The organism is Micromonospora sp. U56, from assembly GCF_018070095.1.
GTDB lineage: Bacteria > Actinomycetota > Actinomycetes > Mycobacteriales > Micromonosporaceae > Micromonospora > Micromonospora purpureochromogenes.
Genome location: NZ_JAGPYL010000035.1, coordinates 25813 through 46023, shown reverse-complemented (window position 1 = coordinate 46023; position 20211 = coordinate 25813). Strand labels below are relative to the sequence as shown.

The following is a 20211-nucleotide window of genomic DNA, read 5'->3' as shown; positions in this document are numbered from 1 at the left end:
GGTCCCGGGGCGCGAGCGGCCGTCGCGCCAGCCCGTGCTCGGCGTACAGTCTCCGCTCATGGTCGACACCGATGATGCCGCTCCCGGCTGGGCCGCTATCGACGCCGCGCTCGACCAGCTCTATCCGGGTGTCGAGCCGAAGCACTACGGCACCCTCATCAAGTGGGCGCTGGGCGGGCCCGATCCGCTGGACGGCCTGAGCGTCTATCCGCGCGCCGACCACTGGCACTTCGTCAGCTACGGCATGTCGGAGCTGTACGTCAAGGAGTCCGACAACGCCGACGAGTCGGGTTGGGGGTTCGAGTTCACCTTCCGGGTCGCCCGGACGGCCGCCGAGACCGATCCGCCGATGTGGGCGGCGAACTTCCTGCAGAACCTCGCCCGCTACGTCTTCCAGTCCGGCAACCCGTTCGCGCCCGGTCACCATCTCGACCTCAACGGCCCGATCTCGCTGGCGGAGCCCGACACCGCCATCCGGGCGATAGCGTTCGCCGACGACCCCGAGCTCGGCGCGATCGACACTCCGCACGGCCGGCTCCGGTTCCTGCAGATCGTCGGGCTGACCCTCGACGAGTACGCGGCAATCGAACGCTGGGACGCCGAGGGCCTGCTCGGGGCCGTGGCGTCGAGCCTGCCCCTGCTGGTCACCGACCTCCGTCGCGGCAACCTCACCGACGAACCCGGCGTCGCCACCGCCGTCGAGGAGGGCGCCCGGCGGGACGGGTCCTCCACCGGCTCCCTGTTCGTCGAGGAGGCCGGCTGGCGGACGGAGAAGGGCGGCTGGGCGCGCCGGAAGCTGACGACCACGGTGACCATCGGGGCGAACGCGGCGGAGCGGATCGGCCGGGTGCTGCGGGCGCGCCTGCCGTTCGGCCGCGGCCTGCTCATCGAGGCCCAGAACAGCAGCGTCGGCTTCCGGCCCGGCGAGCAGGTCGCCGTCACCGACGCCGGCGACGGATTCCTCGAGATCGAGCTCCCGCCGGCGGTGCTCCCGGAACTGATCCAGGTCCTGCGGCCGGTGGCCGGGACGTACCAGCTGGCGAGCGCGCCGGAGCTGGTCGTCGAGATCGTCCGGTCGCAGATCCGCGACCAGGAGGGTGCCGTCGTCGCCGAGGTCGGCTAGGCCGCAGCGCGCGTGACTCCGCAGGGCCGCCCGGGGGTACGCGAACAAGCGACCCGTACGCCTGGGCTTCCACTATGGACTGGGCGCTCTGGGCGCGACGATCCTCACCCTCGCCGTCGGTGCGCTGATCGGTCTCGTCCCGTCCCTGCTGGTCGAGCAGCGCAAGGAGAAGCGCGAGGATGGCGACCCGCTGGGACGCCCCGCTCTACGAGCTGAGCGTCGAGTTCGCGTCCACGGTCCGGGTCTTCCGCCACCTGGCCACCCGGATGAAGGGTGCGCCGGATCCCGCCGTCCAGCACGACCGTACGGAGGAGGAGCGGCAGCGGTTGCTGGCCCTGCTGGAGCAGATCCGTCTGGTCGGCGACGAGCGGGTCCAGCGCGCCGCCCGGATGGTGGTACGCCATTTCTGGGCGGTGCTCCGCGTCGGCGAGGGCCACGAGGACATCCGGGCGGGGGAGTTCGGTGGGGTGCCGCCGGAGACCAGGCTCAGCACGTCGCTGCACGAGTTCATTCCGTGTGGTGCGGGTGCAGCTGCGGGTGCCCGACCCGGAACGCATCGCCTCGGACAAGCCCGACGACTGGCCGGAGCTGACCGACGGTCAGCGACGGTTCCGCATCGGCCTGCCGCCCCGCTGAGACGACCAACCGCCGTCCCGACCGTCGCCGCGTGCGCTGATCCGTTCACGACATCAGCTCGACAGGGACCCCAGGAGGCTCCGGGCGGCGACGCCGATAACGTGATGGCCCGCGCCCGCCTCTACCCGACGTACAACGAGTTCAGGTATTCCGGGCCGTAGCGGCGCTCCAGGTCGGCCAGGCTCTCCGCGGTGTTCTCGACCTCCTTGATCAGCCTGGCCCGGGTCGGCAGCAGGTCCGGCTGCCAGGTCTCCGGCTGCCACAGCTCCGAGCGGAGGAACGCCTTGGAACAGTGGTAGAAGATCTGCTCGACCTGGACCTCGATCGCGAGGATCGGCCGGTGCCCCTTGACCACCATGTCGTCGAAGTACGGCGCGTCCCGCAGCAGCCGCGCCCGGCCGTTGATCCGCAGGGTGTCGGTCCGGCCCGGGATCAGGAAGATCAGGCCGACGTGCGGGTTGTCCAGGATGTTGCGGTAGCCGTCGGCCCGCCGGTTGCCCGGTCGTTCCGGGATGGCCAGGGTCGTCTCGTCCAGCACCTTGGCGAAGCCGGCCGGGTCGCCCTTGGGCGAGACGTCGCAGCTGCCGTCTGACCCCGCCGTCGCGATCAGGCAGAACGGCGAGGCGGCGAGCCACTGCCGGTCCCGTTCGTGCAGTACGACGCGTTCCTTGGCGACCGCCCGGGGCATCGCCGCCCCCAGCAGGTCGCGCAGCTCCTCGTGCGAGGTGATCTCCACCGTCACGTCCGCCTCCCCCGTGCGTTGACCCCGGTGGCGGCCCGGCCGGACGCCGACCGCCGTCCGTCAGCCTAGGTGGGCGTGGCGAGCGCGAGGTTTGCCCACCGGAGCGGCGGGTACCGGCTCACACAGCGCCCCCGAGCCGAGCAGTGGAGGCCCACCATGGAGAGCCGTCTGAAGGTGCTCGGGCACCCCGTGCACCCGATGCTGGTGATGTTCCCGGTGGCGCTCCTGGTCGTCGGCACGCTCTTCGACATCGTCGACACCGTCGGTGGCCCCGACTTCCTCGGCGAGGTGGCGTACTGGAACATCACGGTCGGCCTGGTCGGCGGCCTGCTGGCCGCCGCGGCCGGGACGTTCGACCTGCTCGCCATCCCGGCCGGCACCCGCGCGAAGCGGGTGGCGCTCACCCACGCCGCCGCCAACGTGGCGGTCATCCTGCTCTTCGCCGCCGTCTGGGCGGTCCGGCTCAACGCCGACTCCCGGGCGGCCGGCGGCGCGCTGATCGCCATCGAGGTGGTCGGTATGGCCATCCTCGGCGTCAGCGCCTGGCTCGGTGGCGAGCTGGTCGACCGGCTCGGTGTCGGGGTCGACCGGGAGGCCGGCCTCGACGCCCCCAGCTCACTGCGGCCCCCGGCGGCCACCCAGCGGATCGGAGACGTGCGATGACGGAACAGCCCGGCGGTTTCGGCCGCGGATGGCGGGGTCGGCAGCAGGGCTGGGACCCGATGGGGGAGCTCCAGTCGCTGCGGTCGGAGCTGAGCCGGCTGGTCGGCGGCCGGGGTGGCACGTCGGACGTCCAGCTGACCGAGACCGCCGACGGCTGGGAGGTGGTCGTCCGGCTGCCCGGCGTGGCGCCCGAGGAGGTCGCCGTCGAGCTGGACGAGCGGGAGCTGTGCGTGCGCGCCCGCTCCGAGGCGGAGGTCAACGCCGACCACGGCATCCCGGGCGGCTTCGAGACCCGCGGCTTCGAGTACCGGATCGACCTGCCGTCCCGGGTGGACCCGGACGCCATCGACGCGGTGATGGACCACGGTCTGCTGCGGGTCCGCCTGCCCCGGGCGAAGCGGGCCGCGCCGCGGACCATCACCGTCGGCCGCGCCGGCCGCCGCAGCGGTCCGGCCGCCGTTGGTACGGGCAGGCTCGCCGATCCGGCGGCGGACCGGGAGATGCACCACCCGGACACCACCGCCGAAGAGATCGACCGGCTGTAGCGTCCGGGTGGCCATCGCGTCCCTGCTCGGCCCGGTCGGCGAGCGCGTGCCCGACGTGCGGCGCATCGCCGTGCTGCGCGCCAACGCGCTCGGCGACTTCATCTTCACGCTGCCCGCGCTGGAGTCGCTGCGGGCCGCGTACCCGGAGGCGGAGATCGTGCTGCTCGGCGCGCCGTGGCACGCGAAGCTCTGGCGCGACCGGCCCGGCCCGGTGGACCGGGTGCTGGTCGTCCCGCCGGCCCCCGGCATCCGCGACCCCGGCCCGGACGAGCCGCCCGCCTCCATGGACGACTTCCTGGAGCGGACCGCCAAGGAGGGCATCGACCTGGCGGTGCAGGTGCACGGCGGCGGGGCGAACTCGAACCCGCTGATGAGCCGGCTCGGCGCCCGGGTCACCGTCGGGCTGCGCGCCGAGGACGCTCCGCCGCTGAACCGGTGGATCCGGTACGTCTACTACCAGCACGAGGTGATCCGCTACCTGGAGGTGGTCGCCCTGGTCGGCGCGCCGGCCACCACCGTGATCCCCGCGCTGGCCGTCACCGACGCGGACCGGGCCGAGGCGCTGGCGGTGCTCGGCGAGCCGGACCGGCCCCGGGTGGCGCTGCACCCCGGGGCCACCGACACCCGCCGGCGCTGGCCCGCCGGGCGCTTCGGCGAGGTGGCCCGGGCGCTGCACGGCGACGGGTACGAGGTGCTGGTCACCGGCACCCCCGCCGAGCGGGAACTGGTCGACGCGGTGGTCGTGGCGGCCGGCGTGCCGGTTCGCCCGCAGGTCGGCACGCTCAGCCTCGGCGGGCTGGCCGCCGCGTACGCCGGGTGTGAGCTGGTGGTCTCCAACGACACCGGCCCGCTGCACCTGGCCGGCGCGGTCGGCACCTCCACGGTCGGCATCTACTGGTTGGGCAACCTGATCAACGGGGCGACGCCGCTGCGCGCCCGGCACCGGCCGATCGCCTCCTGGACCACGCACTGCCCGGTCTGCGGCGTGGACTGCACGCCGGGCATCTACCCGCACCGGCCGGGCGACGGCGAGTGCCCGCACCGGGACTCGTTCGTCACCGACGTGCCGGTGGTGGAGGTGCTGGAGGCGGCCGCCGAGCTGCTCCGCCCCGAACCGGGCGCACCGCGCTGACCTGCCTAGACGGCCCGGCTCAGGCCGGTTGCGGGGTGTCGGAGTCGGCGAGCACGACCTCCCAGGCCTCCACCTCCCGCTCGGTCACCGTGGTCGGCGACTCCAGGTGGTACGCGCCGCTGGGCAGCACGCCGGCGCCGCCGTGGCGCGCCATCACGGCGAGCTGCGCGGCGACGTCCTCGCCCTGGTGGCGCTCGTGCACCCGTCGCCAGAAGTCGAACCCCCCGGAGTCGACCAGCGCCGCCCGGTCGTAGAGCACGCAACCGCCGATCCAGGAGACCTTGTACGCCCGCCACGCGCCCGGCGGCAGGTCCAGCTTGCGCGTCACGTGCAGCAGGTTCGCCGCCGGGTGGATCGACGCCCGCTGCCACTGCGGGGTGTCCGGCCGGATCCGTTCGGGCACCACGGGGCTGTCCCACTCCTCGTAGTGGGCGTGGGTCTCCGGGCGCACGTCGTCGGCGTACGACAGGCCGTGCACCGCGTTGCCGACGAAGCCGCAGCCCAGCTCGCCGATCGCGGCGACCAGCCGGTGCAGGGTGCCCGGCTCCAGCCAGACGTCGTCGTCGAGGCAGAGCACGTACCGCGCCGCCGACCGCCCCAGCAGGTACGCGCGGTGCTCGGCCAGCCCGCGCCGGGGCAGCCGGCGGGTCAGCAGCACCGGGTGCCCCCGGTGGCGCAGTACCCGGGCCATGGTGGCCGCCGCCGGGTGGGTGTACGCCGGCTCGCCGTCGGACTGGTCGCTGACCACCACCCCGAACCCGGGTACGCCCTCCTGGGCGGCCAGCCCGGAGAGGGTGACGGCCAGTTCGGCGGGGCGGTTGCGGGTCGGGATCAGCACGTCGAGCTGCCGGGGCCGGCGGAACTCCTCGGCGCTGCCGAGGTCGAGCGGTCGGTTCACGCCGACCTGCCCATCCGCTGCGGGGTTCCGGACTGCGGCGACCGGGTGGACTGCGGCGACCGGGTCGGCTGCGGCGACGGGGTGGACTGCGGCGGCTGCGGCGACGGGGTCGCCTGGGCGCGGATCCGTTCGATGATCGCCGAGGTGGAGCGGTCCGGCACGTACCCGAGGGTGCGGACCTGACCGCCGAGCCGGCGGACCAGCGGCGCCTCCGGCACCATCTCCGGCGGGTAGTCGCCGCCCTTGACGTACACGTCGGGCCGGACGGTCTCGATCAGCGTGGCCGGCGAGTCCTCCTCGAAGACCACCACGTGGTCCACACAGGACAGCGCGGCGAGCAGGGTGATCCGGTCCTCGACCGGGTTGACCGGCCGGTCCGGGCCCTTGAGCCGGCGGACGCTGCCGTCGGAGTTGACCGCCACCACCAGCAGGTCGCCCAGCGCGCGGGCCTGCTCCAGGTAGCGCACGTGCCCGGGGTGCAGCACGTCGAAGCAGCCGTTGGTGAAGACGATCGAGCGGCCGGCGCGCCGGTGGTCGCCGACGATCGCGGCCAGCTCGGCCGTGCCCACCAGCGTCGGGTGGGCCGTACCGTCCGCAGTGGTGCCCAGCGCGGCGAGCAGGTCCTCCCGCCGGCAGACGCAGGTCCCGGTGTCCGACACGGTGATCGTCGCGGCGAGCTGGGCCAGTTGGGCCGCGGTCGGCAGCGGCGCGTCGGCCGCCAGGGCCAGCGTCATCGCCGCCAGGTACGCGTCCCCGGCGCCGACCGCGTGGCTGGCCGGGACGGGCGTGCTGTGGCTGCGCCGGGGCTCGCCGTCGGCCCCGCCGACTACCGCCCCCTCGGTGTCCAGGGTCACCGCCACCACGTCCGCGCCGGTGTGCTCGCGCAGTTCCTCCAGCCGCGACTCGGCGAGCACCGCCCGGTCGACGCCGTCGCCGGCGGCGGTGTTCAGGGTGACCCCGGTGCCGGTGACGCTCAGCCCGTCGCCGGTCATCGCCACCCGGTCCTCGCCGGGCGTGGGCTCCCCGGTCGGCCCGGTGCCGATCACACCGGACCGGTCGCCGGTGGCGGAGAGGCGTACGCCGGCCCCGCCCGGGGCCGCGCCGACGCTCAGCTCGGACGGGCCGTCGGCCGGGTCGACCGGCGGGTGGTCCAGGTGCAGGTCCGGGCCGGCGGCGGTCCGTCCGGCGGGACGCGGCGCGGCGCCGAAGCCGGCGGCGGCGCGGGCCAGCAGCCGGGTCGCCTCGGCGAAGCTCGGGGTCACCACGGTCGGGGCGAGGCCCCGCCAGTCGGCCAGGTCGTGCGCGTCCAGGGCGACGGTGGTGTAGCGCTCGCGGTTGGCGACCAGCCAGGCGCGCACCGGCGCGGGCAGCGCGCCCAGGCCGTAGTCGCAGACGACCAGGGTGGGCGTGGCGCCACCGGCGGCCGCCTTCAGCTCCTCGGTCGCGCAGTCCAGCGCGGTGAGCAGGTCCCGCACCCCGTCGTCGTCGAGCGCGTCCTCCGGGTCGCCGGAGTCCTCCCGGAGCAGGATCTGGTTGCCGGCGAGCATCCGCCGCTTCACCGGCGTCGGCCGGTGCGGCTGGCCGACCGTACGGTCCCAGACCCCGGCCCGGTCCAGGCAGTCGTGCAGTTCGTCGCCGGCCACGTCGGCGCCGACCGGGGCGACCAGCAGCGCCCGGCCGCCGAGGGTGGCGATGTTGACCGCCGTGTTGGCGGCGCCGCCGGCGGCGGAGATGCGCCGGCGCAGGGTGAGGACGGGGGCGGGCGCCTCGCGGCAGAGCCGGTCGGACTCGGCGAACCGCCACTCGTCCAGCATGGCGTCCCCGACGACCAGGACCGGGCGCCCGAGCCAGCTCTCCACGACGGTGGCGAGCCGGCGCTGTTCCGCTGCTGCTCCTGCCATGCCTTCCCGACTCCCCCGAGGGCTTCGGGCCAAACATCCCCGCCAGCCGGGGCCACGTTTCGGGCATTCCGGCCCGGGAACCGGCAAGGGACACCCCGGAGAGGAGCAACACGACATGGCAGCGACGACACTGCAGGGCCGGCGGATCGCCTTCCTCGCCACGAATGGCGTGGAGGAGGTCGAGTACGTGAAGCCGCGCCACGCGGTCGAGCGGGCGGGCGCGACGGTGGAGCTGGTCTCGCTCAAGCCTGGCTCGATCCAGTCCTTCAACCACCTCGACCACGGCAGGACGTACGGCGTCGACGTGACCGTGGCCGACGCGGACGCCGGTGGCTACGACGCGCTGGTGCTGCCCGGCGGCGTGGCGAACCCGGACTTCCTGCGGACCGATGCGGACGCGGTCCGATTCGTGAAGGCGTTCTTCGACGCCGGCAAGCCGGTCGGGGTGATCTGCCACGGCCCGTGGACGCTCATCGAGGCGGACGTGGTGCGCGGCCGACGGATCACCTCCTGGCCCAGCCTCCGCACCGACCTGACCAACGCCGGCGCCACCTGGCTAGACGAGCCAGTGGTCAAGGACAACAACCTGGTCAGCAGCCGCAGACCCGCCGACCTCCCCGCCTTCTGCACCGCGATCGTCGAGGAGTTCAGCTCCCGTTGATCATGAAGTTGTTGTCGACCGGCCCGGCGGGTCGGGACAACAACTTCATGATCAACGCGCCGGGTCAGCCGGACTGTCGACGGGTTTTTCCGGCGGGGGCGCATGTTCGGCACGGTCCGGGATAGAAGGCGGGATGACGATGGAAGCCCAGGGCGGCCCGGTCCTGCACGCCCGCCAGATCCGCCTGCTGATGTTCGGCCTGATGACCGGGATGCTGCTGGCCGCGCTCGACCAGACCATCGTCGGTACGGCGCTGCCCACCATCGTCGGCGAGCTGGGCGGCATCAACCACTACTCCTGGGTGGTGACCGCGTACCTGCTCGCCTCCACCGCCTCCACCCCGCTGTACGGCAAGATGGCCGACCTGTACGGCCGCCGACCGGTCTTTCTCTTCTCGATCGGCACGTTCCTGCTCGGCTCGCTGCTGGCCGGCCTGTCGCAGAACATGACCCAGCTGATCCTCACGCGGGGCATCCAGGGCATCGGCGCGGGCGGCCTGCTGACGCTGGCGTTCACCATCATCTCGGACGTGGTCTCACCCCGGGATCGGGGCCGCTACCAGGGACTCTTCGGCGCGGTCTTCGGCCTGTCGTCGGTGGCCGGGCCGCTGGTCGGCGGGTACTTCGCCGAGACGAACTGGCGGTGGATCTTCTACATCAACGTGCCGCTGGCGATCCTGGCGATCGTGGTCTGCTACCACGTGATGCGGCTGATCCCGTTCGAGCGGCGGGAGCACGCGATCGACTGGCTCGGCGCGGGGCTGCTGGTGGCCGGGGTGAGCGCGCTGCTGCTGGCGCTGAGCTGGGGCGGCAACGAGTACGCCTGGGGCTCCGGGGTGATCGTCGGGCTCTTCGTCGCCGGGGTGGTCCTCGGGGTGCTCTTCGTGGTGCAGGAGGCCCGGGTCGCCGAGCCGATCCTGCCGCTGCGGCTGTTCCGCAGCGCCACCTTCGCGCTGGCCAACTCGGCCGGTTTCGTGCTCGGTCTGGTGATGTTCGGGTCGATCATCTTCATCCCGCTCTATCTCCAGATCGCCAAGGGGGCCTCGCCGACCCGCAGCGGACTGCTGATGCTGCCGATGATGGCCGGCATCATCGTCACCTCGGTCCTCACCGGCCGGGCGATGAGCCGGATCGGTCGGTACAAGTGGTTCCCGGTGGTCGGCTCGGTGGTGCTGCTGGTCGGCATGCTGCTCTTCACCCGGCTGCGGGTGGAGACCTCGCTCTGGGTGGCGTTCGGTTTCATGGTGGTGATCGGCGTCGGGCTGGGCCTGTGCATGCAGTCGCTGATCCTCGCGGTGCAGAACGCGGTCGACGTCCGCGACCTGGGCGCGGGGACCTCGTCGGCGACGTTCTTCCGGTCGCTGGGGGGTTCGTTCGGGGTGGCGATCCTCGGCGCGGTGCTCTCCTCCCAGCTGACCGGGCAGCTCGCCGACCGGCTGCCGGCCGCGATCGCCCAGCTCCCTCCGGAGCAGCGCGCCGCCGTCGAGGCCAGCGGCGGAGCCGACATCTCGATCAACGACCCGGCGACCATCCTGGCGCTGCCGGGGCCGGTGCGGGCCGCCATCCAGGGTGCCTTCGTCGACTCGCTGGACATGGTCTTCCTGACCGCCGGACTGATCGCCATCCTGGCGGTGCTGGTCACCCTGGCCCTGCCGGACGACCAGCTGCGCGGGACCGGCCCGCAGGGCGCGACCGGCGGCGCCGACCCGCTCGGCGGCAAGGCGCCCGCCGCCGGCGGGAAGCCGATCACGAAGGAGTCGAAGGAGGAGGCCGCCGCCGACATGGAGGCGAAGTCGCAGACCATGCTCTGACACCGGCGGCTATGCGGATACGGCCGCGAGCAGGTCGAGGATCAGGGCGAGCGGGGGCCAGGCGGCCCGGCCCCGGCGGGTGACCGCGTACGACCGTAGCCGGGCCTCCGGGCCGGTGAGCGGGAGCAGGCGTACGCCGGGAACGGTCGGCTGGTCGGCGGGGAGCAGCCCGACCCCGAGGCCGGCGACGATCAGGTCCTGGACGAGTTCCAGGCTGTCCGCGCGGTGCTCGATCCGGGGTTCGAAGTCCGCCATCGAGGCGATGGTCCGGACGACCACCTCGTCGGCGGTGTAGCGGGAGTTGACGATCCAGCCGCGGTCCCGGAAGCGGTCGAAGACGGCTGCGGCGTGGTCCGGGACGTCCCCGACGGCGTCGGCCGGCACGCCGAGGCTCCACGGCGCCGACCAGAGCGGGATCGCCTCCAGCGTGCGGTCGACGGGCGCCGGCGCGAGGTTGTAGTCGTACGTCAGGGCGAGGTCGACGTCGTCGGTCGCCAGCAGCGCGAAGGCCTCGGCCGGTTCGTGTTCGTGGATGCGCAGCTGGACCCGCGGGTGGCGCGCCGCGAGGTCGGCGGTGACCGGCAGCAGCGAGCGGCGGACTGCGGTCGCGAAGCCGGCGACCCGGACGGTGCCGGCCGGCTCGGCGCGCGGGTCGAGGTCGAGCCGGGCCACCTCCACGGCGGCGAGGATGGTCACCGCGTGCTCGGCCAGCCGGCGCCCGGCGGGGGTGAGCCGCACCCGGCGGCCCTGCGGCTCGATCAGCGTCGCGCCGACCTCGCGGGAGAGCGCGGCGAGCTGCTGCGACACGGTGGACGTGGTGACGCCCAGCTCGTCGGCGACCTCGCGCATCGAGCCGAGCCGGGCCAGCTCGCGCAGCAGTCGCAGGCGGCGCAGGTCCATGCCGCAATTGTTCATCATTGGCGAACGGTGCGTCCAGCAAAGTCACGTGGACGTGAACGGTGGGTAGCGGCTCTACTGGGGGCATGGCTCCCACCCGTACCGGCGCGGCGATGGCCGTCGCGTCGATGTTCTTCGTCCAGCTCGGCCTGGCCGCCTCGGTCGCCCTCTTCGACGAGGTGGGGCCCGACGGGGCCGCCTGGCTGCGGCTGGCCTGGGCCGGCCTGCTGCTGGTCGTCCTGGTCCGCCCCCGGCCGGCCAGCTTCACCCGGCGCGCCCTGCTGGCCTGTGTCGCGCTCGGCGTGGTGACCGCCGGGGTGACGATCCTGTTCATGGCCGCGGTGGCCCGCCTGCCGCTGGGTACGGCGAGCGCGCTGGAGTTCCTCGGCCCGCTCGGGGTGGCGGTGGCCCGGGGCCGGGGCGGGACGAAGCTCTGGCCGGCGCTCGCCGCCGTGGGGGTGCTGCTGCTCACCGAGCCGTGGCGCGGCGGGGCGGACCTGGTGGGTGTCGGCTTCGCGCTGGCGGCGGGCGCCTGCTGGGCGGCGTACATCCTGCTCACCCAGCGGGTCGGCGACGAGGTCTCCGGCATCCGCGGCCTGGCGGTGTCGATGCCGGTGGCCGCGGTGGTCGCCACCGTGGTGGTCGGGCCGGGCGTCCTCGGCGACCTCACCTGGCCGGTGCTGCTGGCCGGGCTGGGGCTGGCGGTGCTGCTGCCGGTGGTGCCGTTCGTGCTGGAACTGCTCGCCCTGCGCCGCCTCACCACCGCCGCCTTCGGCACGCTGATGAGCCTGGAACCGGCGATCGCGCTGGTCATCGGCCTGGTCGCGCTGCACCAGGTGCCGGGCGTCGGGGCGGCGGTCGGGATCGCCTTCGTGGTGGCCGCCGGCATCGGCGCGGAACGCACCGGCGCCCGGGCCGAGGCGGTCGCGCCCAGCCGACCCGAGCCGGCCGTGGTCGGGACTACTTGAGGATGAGCCGGTTGGTCTGCTCGAAGACGTCGAGGTCGGCGAGGGTCTCCGGCACCGAGGCCGACAGCGGCGAGGGGAACGCGTCGCGGGGGAAGAAGCCGGCGTCGGTCGTCTCGTCGGTGACCCGGGCCAGGTCGCCGTCCCAGTCCTCGACCCGGAACGCGGCGGTGAAGATCTGGTAGGTGTGGCCGTACATGTTGGTGTGGGTGCGGTCCGGCCCGGTGTAGAGGGCGAACGCGCTGACCCGCAGCGCGCGCAGCCCGGTCTCCTCGCGGACCTCGCGTACCGCGCAGTCGGCGATCGACTCGCCCAGCTCCATCGCGCCCGCCGGCAGGGCCCAGTGGCCGTTGTCGGAGCGCTGGATCAGCAGCACCCGGCTCGCGTTGTCGCGGACCACGGCGCGGGCCCCGACGAACATCAGGGTCCGGTCACCGGCCAGGGCGCGCAACTGCCCCACGTACGAGTCCGCCCACGAGATGCTCACCCGGACAATTTACGCAGCTTCCCGGGGGTGCCTCCGGCGTTCCGGGGGTTCCCAACCTGTGACCGGCAACACTAGCTTGTTACCCATGCGTAGCACGATGATGGACGCCCCCCTCCAGGTCGCCCGGATCCTCGAACACGGCTCCACCGTGCACGGCACGGCCGAGGTCGTCACGTGGACCGGCGCCGAGCCCCGCCGGATGACGTACGCCGAGGTCGGCCGCGCCGCCGCCCGGCTGGCCCACGCCCTGCGCGACGAGTGCGGGGTGACCGGCGACGAACGGGTCGCCACCTTCATGTGGAACAACAACGAGCACCTGGTGGCGTACTTCGCGGTGCCCAGCATGGGCGCGGTGCTGCACACCCTGAACATCCGGCTCTTCCCGGACCAGGTCGCCTACATCGCCAACCACGCCGAGGACCGGGTGGTGCTGGTCGACTCGACGCTGATCCCGCTGCTGGCCCGGGTGCTCGGCGAGATGACCACGGTGCGACACGTGGTGGTGGTCGGCGGCGGCGACCCCGCCCCGCTGGTCGCGGCGGCCGGCGACCGGATCACCGTGCACCACTGGGACGAACTGCTGGCCGGCCGCCCCGACAGCTACCGGTGGCCCGAGGTCGACGAGCGGGACGCCGCCGCCCTCTGCTACACCTCCGGCACCACCGGCAACCCCAAGGGCGTGGCCTACTCGCACCGCTCGATCTACCTGCACTCGTTGCAGGTCTGCATGCCGGAGGGCTTCGGCCTCGGTCCGGTCGACCGGGAGCTGGCCATCGTGCCGATGTTCCACGCGATGTCGTGGGGCCTGCCGTACGCGGCCTTCCTCTCCGGCGCGTCGCTGATCATGCCGGACCGGTTCCTCCAGGCCGCGCCGATCGCCGAGATGATCGCCGCCGAGCGGCCCACCCTGGCCGGCGCGGTGCCGACCATCTGGAACGACCTGCTGTCCTACCTGGACAATCATGACGTGGACACCTCCTCGCTGACGGAGGTGATCGTCGGCGGTTCGGCCTGTCCGCCCGCGCTGATGCACGCGTTCGCCGAGCGGCACGGCATCGAGGTCATCCACGCCTGGGGGATGACCGAGATGTCCCCGCTGGGCTCGGTGTCCCGGCCGCCGGCCGGTGCCAGCGGCGACGAGGCCTGGCGCTACCGCTACACGCAGGGCCGGGTACCGGCCGGGGTGGCCGCGCGGATCGTCGGCCCGCTGGGCGAGCCGCTGCCCGCCGACGGGACGTCCGTCGGCGAGCTGGAGGTCCGGGGCCCGTGGGTGACCGCCCGGTACGTCGGCGACGACACCCCGGACGAGGAGAAGTTCCGCGACGGCTGGCTGCGTACCGGTGACGTGGGCACTCTCTCGCCGGACGGCTACATCACCCTCACCGACCGGGCCAAGGACGTGATCAAGTCGGGCGGGGAGTGGATCTCCTCGGTGGAGCTGGAGAACGCGCTGATGGCCCACCCCGACGTGCAGGAGGCCTGCGTGGTGGGGGTGCCCGATCAGCGGTGGGACGAGCGTCCGCTGGCCACCGTCGTGATCCGCGAGGGCGCCTCGGTGACCGCGGAGGAGCTGCGGGCGTTCCTGGCGAAGTCGGTGGCGCACTGGCAGCTGCCGGAGCGGTGGGCGTTCATCGACGCGGTGCCGAAGACGAGCGTCGGCAAGTTCGACAAGAAGGTGGTCCGGTCCCGCTACGCCGACGGCGGGCTGGAGGTGCGGGAACTGACCGGGCCGTAACGTTTTCCCGCGGCTCGTCGCCGTAAGGGGCAGGGACGCAAACTCCTGAAGAGCATCCCTCCCCAGGGGCGGCCCCGGCGTTCGCACCGCGCCGGGGCCGCCCGCTTTTCTGCGGGGCGACCCGCAACAGTCATTCTTGCGAAACATGTTCGCCTCTGTCCCGCTGACGAGGAAATCCGCCCAGCTCACAGTGCTCGGTGTCGGTGCCGGCTCGTAGGCTCGGGCTGAACCGGCCGCCCCCGGGCCGGCCTCCGTCGAGTCCGGAGACGTCATGGCAACCCTGAAGACCGCCCCGACCACCGCCAGCGTGGACGACTTCCTCGCCGCCGTGCCGGACGAGACCCGCCGCCGCGACGCCATCGCCGTCCGCGACCTGATGCGGCAGGTCACCGGCGAGCCGCCGACCATGTGGGGGGACGCCATCGTCGGCTTCGGGCAGCGGCACCTGCGCTACGCCAGCGGTCGCGAGCTGGACTGGTTCCTGGTCGGATTCTCGCCCCGCAAGGCGGCCACCACCCTCTACCTCGGCGAGGAATTCCCCGAGAAGGAGCAGCTGATGGCCCGGCTGGGCCGGCACACCGCCGGCAAGGGCTGCCTCTACGTCAAGCGGCTCGCCGACGTCGACCTCGACGTGCTGACCGAGCTGGTCCGCGCCTCCGCCGCCCAGGCCCGCGCCGAGTGAGGCGTCACTGCGCGCTGGTAGTGATCAGCACCTTGCCGACCACCGAATCCTCCACCGCCTGGTGTGCGGCTGCCGCGTCGGCCAGCGGGTAGTAATGCAGGGGCAGGCCGACCTCCCCGCCCGCCCGTACGCCGCCCTGGGCCACCGCCGCGGCCACGTCCCTGACCGCCCGCGCCTTGGCCGCCGCCGGCTCGGTGTAGACCAGCACGAACTGCCAGCGGGCGTTGGGCACCATGAGCGGCCGGATCGGCAGGGTGACCTCGGCGCCCCCGTCGTCGGCGTACACGCAGACCGCGCCGCCGGGGCGGAGCACCTGTACGTCAGTGGCGGCGTTGCGGGCGGCGGAGACCTCGACGATCGTGTGCACCCCGTCAGGGGCGATCTTGCGGACCTCCTCGACCACGTCCTGTTCCCGGTAGTTGATCACGAAGGACGCGCCGGCCGCCGCCGCCAACTGCGCCTTCTCCGGGCTGCTGACGGTGGTGATCACGCAGGCGTCCGCCCAGCGCGCGAGCTGGATCGCGGCGTTGCCCACCGCGCCCGCGCCGCCCTGCACCAGCACCACGTGGTCGCTGAGCGCACCGGCGTGCAGCTTGGTCGGCATGTACTCGCCGACGGTCAGGCAGCGGTGCGCGGTGAGGAACGGGATGCCGAGGCAGGCGCCCAGGTCGAAGTCGGCGGAGCCGAGGCTCACCGCGTGGCGGACCGGGACCACGGTGTACTCGGCGGCGGTGCCCCAGGGGCGCTGCCAGGCGGCCTCCCAGAGCCACACCCGCTTGCCGATCAGGATCTGGTCGACGCCCTCGCCGACCGCCTCGACGACCCCGGCGCCGTCCTGGCCGGGGGTCTGCCAGCCGGCCGGCAGCGGCCACTGCCGGCGACCCTTCCAGTCGGTCGGGTTCACCCCGGAGACGGCCACCCGGACCAGCACCTCGCCGCGCCCGGGTTCCGGCACCGGCCGGTCCACCAGCTTCAGCACCGAGGGGTCGCCGGTCTCCTCGTAGACGATCGCCTTCATCCCCGTCTCCCTCCGACAGTCGCGTCCCCATCTTCGCCGATCCCGCCGGGCCCGCCGTCCGTATCACCGGGTAGCCGGTGGAGGAGGGGTCATGCGGGACGTACCAGAGGCGACGCCACCCGTGACGCTCGGTGGCGTGGCCGGTCCGACCGACGCCGGGTGCGCGGCACCGGTGGAGGCGACCGGCGAACCGGGTCCAGTCCCGGCCGGCGCCCGCCGCGACACCCCGTTCCTGCCCCGGTCCAGCCGCAGCCGCCGGATCTGAGGCCGGTTGCTCCGCCGGCGGAGGCGGGTCAGCTGAGCCCGGCCACCAGGTCCGGAGTGAGGTCGTGCACCGACGCCAGCACCACGGCGGCGAGGGCCGCCGCGTCCGGGTCCAGCGGGTACGACCCGTGCGGGATCGCCACCACCCGCATGCCGGCGGCGGCCGCGGAGCGTACCCCGTTGGAGGAGTCCTCCACCGCGACGCAGCGGGCCGGGTCGACGCCGAGCCGGTCGGCGACGGCCAGGTAGACGTCCGGCGCGGGCTTGCCCCGCGCGGTCTCCTCGGTGGAGAGCGTCACCCGGAAGGCGTCGGTCAGGTCCATGGCGGCCAGCGCCGCGGCGATCAGCCGGGTCGGCGACGAGCTGGCCAACCCCAGCGGCCACCGCGCGGCCACCCCGCGCACGACCCGGTCGGCGTCGCCGATCAGGGGTACGTGCCGCGCGTACCGCCGGGTCATCTCCTCGACCACCTCGGTGGCGACCTGCCCGGCGTCGCGGTCGACGCCCAGCTCGCCGCTGAGGTGGTCGGCCCACTCGCCGGTGCTCATCCCCATCAGCCGGCGCTGGGTGTCCGGCTGCCAGGTGCCGCCGTGCGCAGCTACGTACGCCCGCCGGACCTCCTCCCAGACCGGCTCGGAGTCCACGATCACGCCGTCGAGGTCGAACACCACCGCATCCACCGTCACCCGCCCATCCTCCCCGACCGGGGCCGGGGCGGGGGCGTCAGCTCTGCAGGGCGGGCAGGCCGATCGGGCTGTTCTCCGGGATCACCGTGTGGCAGGCGCGGGCCATCGGCTCGAGCAGTTCGCGGAGACGGTCGGTGCGGTCCGCCCCGAGCACCCGCCAGGGGCGGGCGGCGGCGAGGTCGGTGGCGTCCTCGATCGCCTGGAACCGGGCCCGCCCGACGTCGGTCGGCTCGCCGTCCGGGCCGAGCCAGCCGCGCTCGGCCAACCGGCCCCGCGCCGCCTGCCACTGCTCCTCGGACCAGCCCCGACCGAGCAGGTTCTGCAGGGGCATGTCCACCGCGACCCGCCAGGCCAGCGTCTCCACCGGATCGAGGTCGGCGGCGACCAGGGCGGCGACGTGCCCGTCACCCCGGTGTTCGCGCAGTGTGGTGGCCGCCTGCCAGAGCCGGGCCAGCGGATACTCACCGCGCGGCAGGGCGGCGTTGGCCGCGCCCAGCACCCGGCCGGCGGGCTCCACCGCCGCGGCCGCCTCCTCCAGCAGGTCGGCGGCCTCGACCAGGTGGGACTCGGGCAGCTCGTAGGTCAGCTCGGCGAGTGCCTGCACGGCGCCGGTCAGCCGGGCCCGCAGCGCCTCCTGCGGGGTGGCCAGCCGCCAGACCGCCGGCAGCGCCCGGCTCACCATCGGCGGGGCGAAGTTGAAGAACGCGGCGATCACCGGGGCCGCCTCGGTGGGCCCCAGCGGGGCGGCCCGGCCGGCGAAGTAGCCCCGCCAGTAGCCGCGCAGCCCGACCGCCTCGTACGCGGCGCGGGCGCGCGGATGGAAGTAGGTGACCGCGTGGACGGGTTCGAAGTGCGTCCACATGAGCCGGGCGGTCCGCCCGGGATCGTCCAGCGCCGGCACGCGTACCTCCACGATGGTGAGGGGTCACCGCGAGGCGGTGCGGACCGCCCACGGTGACCCCGAACCTACTGCGCGTAGGTGACAGCCGGGAAGACCTCTGTGGGCTACTGCACCGCCAGCACGTCGACGACGAAGCGCAGCGGGCCGGACGGCGCGCCCGGGCGCTGCGGCTTGTCGCCGTACGCGAGGTCGGCCGGGATGTCCAGCTGCACCCGGCTGCCCACGGTCTGCCCCTGCAGGCCCTGGTCCCAGCCCGGGATCACGTTGCCCTGGCCGAGCATGAAGGAGAACGGCTCCGAGCGCTTCCAGGAGGCGTCGAACTCCTCGCCCGTCCGGTACGACACCCCGACGTAGTTCACGGTGATCTGCTGGCCGCTCTGGGCGGCGGCGCCGGTGCCCCGGATCAGCGGGGTGGCCTTCAGGCCGCTGAGTTCGCCCTCGCCCTTGCCGGCCGGCGGCTTGGTGCAGAGCGCCCGGTCGGCGCCGTCGGGCAGGGTCGGGAAGCCGCCCGGGCAGCCGGCGGGCGACGCGGCCGGCTTCGGGTCCTCGTCACCGCCCCGGGTCACCACGAACACCCCGACGATCACCGCGATCACCGCGAGGCCGGCGAGCGCCCCCAGCCAGGCCTGCCGGCGCTTCTTCGCCTCGGCGGCCTTCTGCGCCGCAAGCTGGGCGGCCAGCCGCCGCTGCGCCTTCGACTCCGGGCCCTGGCCCGCCGACCGGTTCTGCGTACGCTCGCTCACGTCCTCGACTCCCTGCTGGTGTGGGTGGACCGGCCCGACGACCCGCGGCCAGCGCACACGGTACCTGGATCGATGCCGCCGGTGTCCCGTCGCCCGCCCGCTCTCCCACCTACCGTCCCGCATTTCCCCGTCATCCCGGTTCGTCCGGGTGCCGGGGCGCGTCCGGCGGTAGGTTCTGGACCATGGCGATCCTCACCGACGAAGACCTGGCCCTGCTCGCTGAGCCCCAGCTGGCCCACGTGGCCACCGTCGAGGCCGACGGCACCCCGCACGTCACCCCGGTGTGGGTGGACACCGACGGCGAGCACATCCTTTTCAACACCGCCCTGGGGCGGCAGAAGTCCATCAACATCGAGCGCAACCCGGTGGTGGCGGTCTCGGTGGCGGACAAGGCCGACGACTTCCGCACCCTCTGGGTGAAGGGGACCGCCGAGCTGGTCACCGAGGGTGCCGACGAGCACATCGACCGGATGGCGAAGAAGTACCTCGGGCAGGACACCTACCCGTTCCGGCAGCCGGGCGAGCAGCGGGTGATCGTCCGGATCACCCCCACCCAGAAGCTCGGCCGCGGCTGACCGTCGGCGGGGGTCTCCGGCGTACGACGGCGGAGGCCCCCGGCCCGACGCTCAGGCGGTCTTGCGGGGCGCGGCCTTCTTCTCCGCCGCCTTCTTCGCCGGCGCCTTGGCGGCCTTCTTCTCCGCGGTCTTCTTGGCGGCCTTCTTCGCCGGCTCCGCCTTCTTGGCGGCGGCCTTCTTCTCCGCCGCCTTCTTCGCCGGGGCCGCCTTCTTCGCCGCCTTCGCCGCCTTCTGCGCCGAACGGGCCGACGAGATCGGCGTCGGCTCACCCGCGCCAGCGGCCGGCTGCTCGCCCCTGGCGGACCGGGCCCGCTCGACCGAGGCCTTCAGCGCCGCCATCAGGTCCACCGCGGCAGCCGGCGCGGCCTCCACCTCCTCCGGCTGCACCACCTCGCGCCCCTCGACCTTGGCGTCGATGACCTCCTGCAACGCCGCCCGGTAGTCGTCGGTGAAGGCGTCCGGCTCGAACGTGCCGGCCATCGAGTCGATCAGCGAGCTGGCCATCGCCAGCTCCGGGGGACGGACCTTCAGGTCCTCGTCGAGGAAGCCGAAGTCGGGGGTACGCACCTCGTCCGGCCAGAGCATCGTGTTGAGCAGCAGCACGCCCTCGCGGACCCGCAGGGTGGCGAGCTGTTCGCGCTGGCGCAGCGCCACCTTGACGATCGCCACCCGCTCGGAGTCGGCGAGCGCGTCCCGCAGCAGCACGTACGGCTTGGTCGCCGAGCCCTCCGGCTCCAGGAAGTACGCCTTGTTGTAGAGGATCGGGTCGACCTGCTCGGCGGGGACGAACTCCAGCACGTCGATCGCGCGCGAGCTGGTCAGCGGCAGTTCCGCGAAGTCCTCGTCGGTCAGGATCACCAGTTCGCCGCCGCCGAGGTCGTAGCCCTTGGCGATGTCGTCGTAGGTGACCTCCTCGCCGCAGACCTGGCAGGTGCGCTTGTAGCGGATCCGGCCGCCGTCGGCCCGGTGCACCTGGTGGAAGCGGATGTCCTTCTCCTCGGTGGCCGAGTAGAGCTTCACGCCGATCGACACCAGCCCGAAGGACACGGCCCCCTTCCAGATCGCCCGCATGCCGCGCTCCTCTCCCCGGTTCTGCCCAAGGATCCCAAACGATCGAACGGGGCGCACGCTCTTCGCTGCGCAACTA

General features: G+C 73.6%; 22 protein-coding genes. 12 read left to right on the top strand and 10 right to left on the bottom strand.

Going from position 1 to position 20211, the window contains the following annotated elements:
• Window positions 1-58: 58 nt before the first annotated feature.
• Both KBX37_RS14705 and KBX37_RS14700 read left to right on the top strand, forming a co-directional pair.
• Complete coding sequence (locus KBX37_RS14705; protein WP_210776457.1) at window positions 59-1123, top strand: suppressor of fused domain protein; 1065 nt, start codon at window positions 59-61, stop codon at window positions 1121-1123.
• 179 nt (window positions 1124-1302) lie between these two features.
• The gene (locus KBX37_RS14700; protein ID WP_210776456.1) at window positions 1303-1920 is read left to right on the top strand and encodes a hypothetical protein; all 618 of its coding nucleotides are present in this window, start codon (window positions 1303-1305) and stop codon (window positions 1918-1920) included.
• Here the strand turns inward: KBX37_RS14700 and KBX37_RS14695 are convergent.
• Window positions 1881-2501, bottom strand: a complete 621-nt coding sequence (locus tag KBX37_RS14695) for a pyridoxamine 5'-phosphate oxidase family protein (protein WP_210776455.1) — start codon at window positions 2499-2501, stop codon at window positions 1881-1883. The genes KBX37_RS14700 and KBX37_RS14695 overlap by 40 nt on opposite strands.
• Before the next feature lie 156 nt (window positions 2502-2657).
• Here KBX37_RS14695 and KBX37_RS14690 point away from each other — a divergent pair, with 156 nt between their 5' ends.
• From KBX37_RS14690 to KBX37_RS14680, 3 genes are read left to right on the top strand one after another with little or no spacing between them, the layout of a single operon-like run.
• Entirely contained in the window at window positions 2658-3164 is a 507-nt protein-coding gene (locus KBX37_RS14690) for a DUF2231 domain-containing protein (RefSeq protein WP_210776454.1), read from the top strand.
• A complete protein-coding gene (locus KBX37_RS14685) occupies window positions 3161-3709 on the top strand; it encodes an Hsp20/alpha crystallin family protein (RefSeq protein WP_210776453.1) in 549 nt (182 codons plus the stop codon). The genes KBX37_RS14690 and KBX37_RS14685 overlap by 4 nt, the downstream gene beginning before the upstream one ends.
• Before the next feature lie 7 nt (window positions 3710-3716).
• On the top strand, window positions 3717-4841 hold the full coding sequence (locus KBX37_RS14680; protein ID WP_210776452.1) for a glycosyltransferase family 9 protein: 1125 nt from the start codon (window positions 3717-3719) through the stop codon (window positions 4839-4841).
• 19 nt (window positions 4842-4860) lie between these two features.
• On the opposite strand, the gene KBX37_RS14675 is transcribed toward KBX37_RS14680, so the two are convergent.
• Window positions 4861-5739 (bottom strand): glycosyltransferase family 2 protein, encoded by an 879-nt coding sequence (locus tag KBX37_RS14675; RefSeq protein ID WP_210776451.1) that lies wholly within the window; start codon window positions 5737-5739, stop codon window positions 4861-4863.
• Window positions 5736-7640 carry a D-glycero-beta-D-manno-heptose 1-phosphate adenylyltransferase gene (gene rfaE2, locus KBX37_RS14670; protein WP_210776450.1) on the bottom strand — a complete coding sequence of 635 codons (1905 nt, stop codon included), beginning with the start codon at window positions 7638-7640 and terminating at the stop codon, window positions 5736-5738. The genes KBX37_RS14675 and rfaE2 overlap by 4 nt, the downstream gene beginning before the upstream one ends.
• Window positions 7641-7755: 115 nt before the next feature.
• Here rfaE2 and KBX37_RS14665 point away from each other — a divergent pair, with 115 nt between their 5' ends.
• Both KBX37_RS14665 and KBX37_RS14660 read left to right on the top strand, forming a co-directional pair.
• Entirely contained in the window at window positions 7756-8301 is a 546-nt protein-coding gene (locus KBX37_RS14665; RefSeq protein ID WP_210776449.1) for a type 1 glutamine amidotransferase domain-containing protein, read from the top strand.
• Between the two features lie 133 nt (window positions 8302-8434).
• Entirely contained in the window at window positions 8435-10111 is a 1677-nt protein-coding gene (locus KBX37_RS14660; RefSeq protein WP_210776448.1) for an MDR family MFS transporter, read from the top strand.
• Between the two features lie 9 nt (window positions 10112-10120).
• Here the strand turns inward: KBX37_RS14660 and KBX37_RS14655 are convergent, their stop codons facing one another.
• Complete coding sequence (locus KBX37_RS14655; protein ID WP_210776447.1) at window positions 10121-11011, bottom strand: LysR family transcriptional regulator; 891 nt, start codon at window positions 11009-11011, stop codon at window positions 10121-10123.
• A gap of 83 nt (window positions 11012-11094) precedes the next feature.
• Here KBX37_RS14655 and KBX37_RS14650 point away from each other — a divergent pair, with 83 nt between their 5' ends.
• Window positions 11095-11976 (top strand): DMT family transporter, encoded by an 882-nt coding sequence (locus KBX37_RS14650; RefSeq protein WP_210776446.1) that lies wholly within the window; start codon window positions 11095-11097, stop codon window positions 11974-11976.
• Here KBX37_RS14650 and KBX37_RS14645 read toward each other — a convergent pair.
• Window positions 11969-12460 (bottom strand): NUDIX domain-containing protein, encoded by a 492-nt coding sequence (locus KBX37_RS14645; RefSeq protein ID WP_210776445.1) that lies wholly within the window; start codon window positions 12458-12460, stop codon window positions 11969-11971. The two genes, KBX37_RS14650 and KBX37_RS14645, sit on opposite strands and share 8 nt — an antisense overlap.
• Window positions 12461-12560: 100 nt before the next feature.
• Here KBX37_RS14645 and KBX37_RS14640 point away from each other — a divergent pair, with 100 nt between their 5' ends.
• Both KBX37_RS14640 and KBX37_RS14635 read left to right on the top strand, forming a co-directional pair.
• Window positions 12561-14195, top strand: coding sequence for a fatty acid--CoA ligase (locus tag KBX37_RS14640; RefSeq protein ID WP_210776467.1), 1635 nt, complete (start codon window positions 12561-12563; stop codon window positions 14193-14195).
• Window positions 14196-14466: 271 nt separating this feature from the next.
• Window positions 14467-14877 carry a DUF1801 domain-containing protein gene (locus KBX37_RS14635; protein ID WP_210776444.1) on the top strand — a complete coding sequence of 137 codons (411 nt, stop codon included), beginning with the start codon at window positions 14467-14469 and terminating at the stop codon, window positions 14875-14877.
• A 4-nt stretch (window positions 14878-14881) separates the two neighbouring features.
• Here KBX37_RS14635 and KBX37_RS14630 read toward each other — a convergent pair whose 3' ends face one another.
• Complete coding sequence (locus tag KBX37_RS14630) at window positions 14882-15895, bottom strand: NADPH:quinone reductase (RefSeq protein WP_210776443.1); 1014 nt, start codon at window positions 15893-15895, stop codon at window positions 14882-14884.
• A 91-nt stretch (window positions 15896-15986) separates the two neighbouring features.
• Between KBX37_RS14630 and KBX37_RS14625 the strand changes: the two genes are divergently transcribed.
• Entirely contained in the window at window positions 15987-16160 is a 174-nt protein-coding gene (locus KBX37_RS14625) for a hypothetical protein (RefSeq protein WP_210776442.1), read from the top strand.
• Window positions 16161-16188: 28 nt separating this feature from the next.
• Here the strand turns inward: KBX37_RS14625 and KBX37_RS14620 are convergent, their stop codons facing one another.
• The 3 genes from KBX37_RS14620 to KBX37_RS14610 all read right to left on the bottom strand — a co-directional run bounded on the left by KBX37_RS14620 (window position 16189) and on the right by KBX37_RS14610 (window position 18489).
• Window positions 16189-16845 (bottom strand): HAD family phosphatase, encoded by a 657-nt coding sequence (locus KBX37_RS14620; RefSeq protein ID WP_210776441.1) that lies wholly within the window; start codon window positions 16843-16845, stop codon window positions 16189-16191.
• 37 nt (window positions 16846-16882) lie between these two features.
• A complete protein-coding gene (locus KBX37_RS14615; protein WP_210776466.1) occupies window positions 16883-17707 on the bottom strand; it encodes a hypothetical protein in 825 nt (274 codons plus the stop codon).
• A gap of 143 nt (window positions 17708-17850) precedes the next feature.
• Window positions 17851-18489 carry an FKBP-type peptidyl-prolyl cis-trans isomerase gene (locus tag KBX37_RS14610; protein WP_307849077.1) on the bottom strand — a complete coding sequence of 213 codons (639 nt, stop codon included), beginning with the start codon at window positions 18487-18489 and terminating at the stop codon, window positions 17851-17853.
• A 182-nt stretch (window positions 18490-18671) separates the two neighbouring features.
• On the opposite strand from KBX37_RS14610, the gene KBX37_RS14605 reads away from it, so the two are divergent.
• The gene (locus KBX37_RS14605) at window positions 18672-19064 is read left to right on the top strand and encodes a PPOX class F420-dependent oxidoreductase (protein WP_210776439.1); all 393 of its coding nucleotides are present in this window, start codon (window positions 18672-18674) and stop codon (window positions 19062-19064) included.
• A gap of 51 nt (window positions 19065-19115) precedes the next feature.
• Here KBX37_RS14605 and KBX37_RS14600 read toward each other — a convergent pair whose 3' ends face one another.
• Window positions 19116-20135: a Ku protein gene (locus KBX37_RS14600; RefSeq protein WP_210776438.1), complete on the bottom strand. Its 1020-nt coding sequence runs from the start codon at window positions 20133-20135 to the stop codon at window positions 19116-19118.
• Window positions 20136-20211: the final 76 nt, after the last annotated feature.